This window comes from Pseudarthrobacter chlorophenolicus, assembly GCF_000962805.1.
In the GTDB taxonomy this organism is placed as follows: Bacteria; Actinomycetota; Actinomycetes; order Actinomycetales; family Micrococcaceae; genus Arthrobacter; species Arthrobacter chlorophenolicus_A.
The window spans coordinates 145,665-151,664 of the sequence record NZ_JZTW01000011.1; the positions used below are offsets into that span (position 1 = coordinate 145,665).

Below are 6,000 nucleotides of genomic sequence, written 5' to 3' on the forward strand. Positions count from 1 at the left end.
TTCACCGGCCGGACCTTCCTGCGCGAGAACCACCGGCACGCCTACACCGGCTTCTAGGGAGGACGACGACGTCACGCGGGGCACGCTTTTGGCGCACGCACGGTGGGGGATCCCCGGAAACCCGGGGCTCCGGCGTCGTGCGTCCTGCAAAAGCATGCCTGGCGTGACGGCAAGCGGCGGCTCCCAAGGTGGGGGCCGCCGTCGTGCATCCAACTCAGTCCAGCTTGACCCCGCGGAGCAGCACCATGGTTCCGCCCACCACCACGGCTGAGGCGAGGAAAACCCCCGCCGCCCCGAGGCCTGCCGCAACGACGCCGATAGCGCTCGGGAGCACTACTTGGCCCACGCGGTTCCCGGCCAGGCGCAGGGCCAGCGCCCGCCCCCGCTGCCCCGCCGGCGCCTGCGCCGATAGCCACGACATGGTGAGCGGCTGGCCGATTCCAAGCCCCAGCCCCAGCACGGCCATCACCACGAACAGCACCCACGCGGGCATGGGAATGGCCGCGGCAGCCAGGGCAGCAGTGGACAACGCCAGGCTGGTGACCAGCAGCCGCATACGGCCAATCCGCCGTGAAACCCGGCCCAACAGGAGCCTTGAGACCATGGAGAACACGGCGCGGACAGTGAGCATCGCGCCGACAGTGGCCGCCGTGAGGCCGCGGTCCGTTCCGAGTGCGGGGAGGTAGACCATGGTCAGGTCCACCACGGCGAGGACCGTGGCGCTGGTGGCCAAAGCGCGCGCCACTCCGGGGGTCCTCAGCAGCGCGATGGCACTGCCTTTGGCTGCAGAGGCATCGCCGGCCCTCCTGCCGCCTCCACTGACCTCGGCAGAGACCAGGAAGGTGTCAAGGAAGAGGACTGCGCTCATGCAGACGGCGAGGAGGAAGATCAGGTGGGTGTCCGGTTGGACCGAGTTGCCGCCCACCAGGGAAATTGCCAGCGGCCCCAGTGCCTGGCCCAGCGAAGCGGCGAATGTCAGGTAACCAAAAGCCGAGTCCATCCGGCTCGAGGCGGCGTTGTTCGCCACCACCGCCTGCTGTCCCACCACGCAAGCCAACTGGCCGGCGCCCAGGAAGGCGGTTCCAATGACCAGGGCAGTGATGGAGGAGCCCCAGAACAGCAGGAACGCTGAGCAGGAAAGCACGACGCCGGACCCGATCGCCATGAGCCGGCGCTCACCCAGGCGGTCCACAAGTCCGCCGGTGGGAACCGCGAGGAGCAGGGGGAAGACGGCGTAGCTGGCGGCCAGGAGGCCCAGCGCGAAGCCCGGAACGTCCAGCTCCAGTGCCCGGTACGTGGCGGCCGGCCGCACCAGGAACGTGACGGCTTGGATCAGGGCTGAGTGCAGGAGCAGGGCGGTGGCCGAGCGCCGGCCGAGTTCTCCGATCATGAAGCGGCTCCGTTCTTGCCGGAGATGGCCCGGACGGCGGCGTCGCGTGCGCCCATCACATGGTCGAAGGCCATATTGGCTGCCTGCTCAGGGTCGCCGGCGGCGATTGCTTCAACCAGGGCCCGGTGCTGCGCCAGTGCCTGGTCCCGCCGCCGTTGGGTGCTGTTGGTGTAGTGCCGGTAGCGCTCCATCTGGCTGGACACCTGGTCGTGGAACCGCCCGGCCCAGGAATTGCCGGCGATCAGGGCGATCCGGGCGTGCAGGGCCATGCCCTGCTTCATGGCGTCGTCGGCAAACTCCACCAGCGCGGCGTTCCGTGCCAGGATCCCGCGGAGTTCGTCGAGGTCGGCGGGTGTTGCTTTCAGGCAGGCATTCCGCGCCATGAGCGACTCCACCGCCGCCCGGACCTCATACAGCTCCGAGATCTCTGCCTCGTCCAGCACCGGGACCACCACACCGCCGGTGGGCTGCTGCTCCAGGAGGTTTTCGGAGATCAGCCGCCTGATCGCTTCACGCAGCGGCGTCCTGCTCACCTGCAGCTCGGTGGCCATGGCCGGTTCGTAGATGCGCTCACCCGGCTTCAGCTCGAGGCTGAGGATGCGCCGCTTCAGCTCGGCGTAGACAACGTGGGCGCCCGTGTTCCGGGCGGGAATTGCTGGCATAAGTGTGACCTCCGCATCTAAGCATACTTGTATACAACTATGCAGAGGTCCAGTTGCTGGCCACATCCCGCGGGCGATCGCGCTGCCGGGAGGCACCAGAGCCAGGATCGGCACACAAAAGGAGGGGACAGCATGCGCTGCCCCCTCCTTCGCGCCCGGCCCAGCGGCGCCGGCCCTTAAGGCTTTCCCGCCGCTGGGGCAGTCAGGCCTCTTAGGCCTTGTGAGCCTCCAGGTCCTCGAGCGACTTGCCCTTAGTGTCCGAGGACATCAGCGTGGCCCCGGTGGCCACCAGGCAGATCACGAACGTGGTCAGCCCGATGGTGAGCGGCACGTTGGCGGTGCCCGGAGGGGCGATGGCCGTGAAAATACTGGGGAAGAAGGACGCGATCATCAGGCCGATGTTCTGCGAGACGGCAAACCCGGTGACCCTGATCCGCATGGGGAACTGCTCCTGGAAGAACGTGGCGAACGTGGCGTTCCACATCTGGAAGAAGATGCCCTGCACGATCACCACGGAGACGAACACCAGCGGCAGGCTGCCCTGTTCGATCGCCCACAGGTAACCGCCCACCATCACGCCGCCCAGCAGACCGCCACCGGCCATCAGCGTGCGCCGGCCGATCCGGTCTGACAGCGCACCGAAGAGCGGAATGGTCACGACGGCGGCGATGTTGGCCACCAGCGTGACCCACAGGAACTCGCTGCTGGAGAACCCGTTGCCGTAGCCCTTCTGGGTGGCGTAGGAGACGCCGAAGATCAGGGTGGCCATGCCGATGACATTCGCGAAGGTCATCAGGATGCACCGCACCAGGGCACCGGGGCGGGTCCGCAGCAGCTCCACCAACGGGAAGCGCTGCTTCCGCGCGGCCTCACCGGATGTCGCAGCGTAGGCGGGCGGTTCCTGGACCCGGCGGCGGATGATGTACCCGGCCAGGATGACCACGGCGCTCAACAGGAACGGGATGCGCCAGCCCCAGGACGCGAACTGGTCCGCCGGGAGGGCTGCGGACAGCGGGAGCAAAACAGCGGTGGCCAGGATGGAGCCCACCTGGGTGCCCTGCAGGCTGAAGCTGGCGAAGAAGCCGCGCCTGGCATCCGGCGAGTGCTCCACGATCATCGCACTGGCACCGCCCAGTTCCCCGGCTACGGCGAAGCCCTGAATCAGGCGGAGGAATACCAGCAGGGCCGGAGCCAGGAGGCCCACCTGCCCGTAGGTGGGGAGGAGCCCCACGGCGAAGGTGGCGAAACCCATGAGCAGCATCGCGAAGACCAGCACGCTCTTGCGGCCCTTCCGGTCGCCGTAAGCGCCGAGGACCACGGCGCCGATGGGCCGGGAGACGTAGCCCACCGCATAGGTGGCCAGGGAGGCGATGATGCCGACGGTGGGGTTCTCCGACGGGAAGAAGATCGTTGGGAAAACCAGGGTGGCGGCCAGCGAGTACAGCGCGAAGTCGTAGTACTCCAGGGCGCTTCCGATCCACCCGCTCATCGCGGCCTTCCTGGGATCGCGCGGTCCGGATCCTGCCGCCCCGCTGGTTCGGACGGCGCCGGTGTTGACGGCGCTGCTGTGGGTAGTGCTCATGTACTTGTCCTTCGACTCCATTGGCAAAGAACCGGGACGCCGGCGCTTTGAATCGATTCACAATCTTAGGACGTGACCCTCATTACGTCAACGGGCAAGCGTTATCCCAGGGCGTAGGCCGCACGCGCCAGGCGGATGAAATCAGCCACCGCAGGGGACGGATCGTCCCGCCATGCGGCCAGGAAAACGTCGATCCGCGGGGCGTCGCGCACCGGCCGGTAGGTAATTCCCGGCCTGGGATTCTGCGCGGCCGTCGCCTCGGACGACATCCCCAGGGCCTTTCCCGTGGAGATCAGCGTCAGCCACTCGTCCACGCCCTGGACCAGCCGGAACCCGGCGGGGCGGGAACCCTCAGGCCAGAGCTCCTCGCTGGTGGTCCCGGTGCGGCGGTCGACGGCGATGGTCCGGCCTGCGAAGTCGGCCATCCGCAGGAACCGCCGGCGGGAGAGGGGATCGCCGCTGGCCACCGCGGCGTACCGCGCTTCGGTTCCGATCGGCGTCGAGCTAAACCGGGCGTCGGCGATGGAGCGGCGCAGGACGGCGACATCGGCTGAGCCGTCGGCGAGGCCTCCGGACGGGGCGCTGGACTGGACCCACACCAGGGATACCTCGGGGTGGACCTCCTCCCACTGGCGCTGCAGCGCAATGGTGCGGCGGCCCAGTGCGGACCAGGCGTAGCTCACCCGCAGTTCGCTGCCATGGTCACGGGCCTCCCGCTCCAGCAGGGCCAGCTCGGCCAGGACGCTGCGGGCATGGGCAATGATCCGTTCACCCACCGGCGTGGGGGCGACGCTGCGCGTGGTCCGCTGCAGGATGCGAAGCCCCAGGGCGTGTTCCAGCGCCGCAATGGAACGTGAGACCGCTGCTTGGGAGGTGCCCAGCTCGATGGCGGCGTCCGTGAAGGTTTCGGCGTCCACGACGGCAACGAGAGCGCGGAGATAGCGCAGCTCAACATTCATACGCTCATCGTATAGAAGGTGCGGCGCATGCATTTCTCAGGGAACCGGGCGCGGCCGGACACTGTGGGGATGGACGCTTCTTTGCTGCATGGCGAGGGGAAAACCCGCAGTGCGACTGGCACCCCTGGCGGGCCGCCGTCGTCGTTAGTGCGTGGCCTGCTGACCATGACCGGGGCAGGGCTCAGCAACCAGATCGGCGCCGGAATCGGCGCGCATGCCTTCCCGGTGATCGGGCCGGCGGGGGTGGTGGCCGTGCGCCAGCTCGTGGCAGCGGCCGTGCTGGTCCCGGCGGCGCGGCCGCCGTTCCACCGCTTTACGTGGCGGCAGTGGTGGCCGGTCCTCCTGCTGGGCGCGGCCACGGCCCTGATGAACATCTGCCTGTACGTGGCCATCGACAGGATTGGGCTGGGGCTGGCGGTCACGCTGGAATTCCTGGGTCCGCTGGCGGTGGCGCTGCTGTCCTCACGGAGCCGCTGGGACCTGCTGTGCGGGATTGGTGCCGGCGTGGGCGTGTACGTCCTCGTGATGCCCGGACCCGCCAGCGACCTGGCCGGGATCATTATTGGCCTGGGCGGCGCGGCGGGCTGGGCGGCCTACATCCTTTTGAACCGCGTGGCCGGCCAGCGGCTCCCGGGCTTGCAGGCTCCGGCAGCCGCCAGCCTTGTTTCGCTGGCGCTGTATGTGCCGGTGGCCATCCACCTGCTCGCCAGTGGCAGCTTCACCGGACAGGCCCTGCTGTACGCCGCCGCAGCCGGAATCCTGTGCTCGGTGGTCCCCTATGCTGCCGACCTGGTCTCCCTCCGCTTCGTTCCCGCCGGATTCTTCGGGGTGTACATGAGCATCAACCCGATCCTCGCGGCACTGTCCGGAATCGTGGTGCTGGGCCAGGTGCTGGTGCTCCACGAATGGCTGGGCATCGCCCTGATTGTTGCGGCGAATGCCACGGCGATCTGGCTCGCGGGACGGCGTGGCCGGATGCAAGGCCGGACCGGACAGCTGGTCAGCACACGGCGGAACTGAAGCTCACAGGATGGCCGTGGCGTTGGCGGGCGAGCCTGTTCCGCCGGTGATGTTCAGCGGTTTGATGCTGATGAACGCGTCCCACTGGCCGGTGCCGCGCATATGCCGGGCCAACGGGCCGAGGCGCCACAGCTCGCCCAGGGGCATGCCCAGCTTGGCGAGGAGCTGCTGGTGCATCATGCCGTGGTCGTTGAACGCAGAGTCACGGTAGGGGCTGTCCGGGACCGCTAAGGATCCTGCGGGTGCTGCAGGATTTCGGGATGGTGAGCCAGACGGACAAGTCCTACCGGATCGGCCCTGCCTGTTAACGCCAACCGAAAATAGGGCCAGTTTTGCCAACTGAAAACAGGGCCACGGGTTGTTGTTCTATTGTGCCTTGAGCTGGGT

At 68.0% G+C, this 6,000-nt stretch carries 5 protein-coding genes and 2 pseudogenes; 2 read left to right on the forward strand and 5 right to left on the reverse strand.

Going from position 1 to position 6,000, the window contains the following annotated elements; genetic code table 11:
* Window positions 1-214: 214 nt before the first annotated feature.
* The 4 genes from UC32_RS12745 to UC32_RS12760 all read right to left on the reverse strand — a co-directional run bounded on the left by UC32_RS12745 (window position 215) and on the right by UC32_RS12760 (window position 4,593).
* Window positions 215-1,390 carry an MFS transporter gene (locus tag UC32_RS12745; protein ID WP_045731576.1) on the reverse strand — a complete coding sequence of 392 codons (1,176 nt, stop codon included), beginning with the start codon at window positions 1,388-1,390 and terminating at the stop codon, window positions 215-217.
* A complete protein-coding gene (locus tag UC32_RS12750; RefSeq protein WP_045731577.1) occupies window positions 1,387-2,052 on the reverse strand; it encodes a GntR family transcriptional regulator in 666 nt (221 codons plus the stop codon). The genes UC32_RS12745 and UC32_RS12750 overlap by 4 nt, the downstream gene beginning before the upstream one ends.
* 211 nt (window positions 2,053-2,263) lie before the next feature.
* Window positions 2,264-3,634 carry an MFS transporter gene (locus UC32_RS12755; protein WP_045731596.1) on the reverse strand — a complete coding sequence of 457 codons (1,371 nt, stop codon included), beginning with the start codon at window positions 3,632-3,634 and terminating at the stop codon, window positions 2,264-2,266.
* Window positions 3,635-3,735: 101 nt separating this feature from the next.
* Window positions 3,736-4,593 (reverse strand): LysR family transcriptional regulator, encoded by an 858-nt coding sequence (locus UC32_RS12760; protein ID WP_045731578.1) that lies wholly within the window; start codon window positions 4,591-4,593, stop codon window positions 3,736-3,738.
* Between the two features lie 69 nt (window positions 4,594-4,662).
* On the opposite strand from UC32_RS12760, the gene UC32_RS12765 reads away from it, so the two are divergent.
* Window positions 4,663-5,613 (forward strand): EamA family transporter, encoded by a 951-nt coding sequence (locus tag UC32_RS12765; protein WP_235423661.1) that lies wholly within the window; start codon window positions 4,663-4,665, stop codon window positions 5,611-5,613.
* 3 nt (window positions 5,614-5,616) lie between these two features.
* Here UC32_RS12765 and UC32_RS20390 read toward each other — a convergent pair.
* Window positions 5,617-5,841, reverse strand: a pseudogene (locus UC32_RS20390) (cyclase family protein); the annotation flags it as partial.
* Here UC32_RS20390 and UC32_RS20980 point away from each other — a divergent pair.
* A pseudogene (locus UC32_RS20980) lies at window positions 5,832-5,915 on the forward strand (IclR family transcriptional regulator); the annotation flags it as partial. The pseudogenes UC32_RS20390 and UC32_RS20980 overlap by 10 nt on opposite strands.
* Window positions 5,916-6,000: the final 85 nt, after the last annotated feature.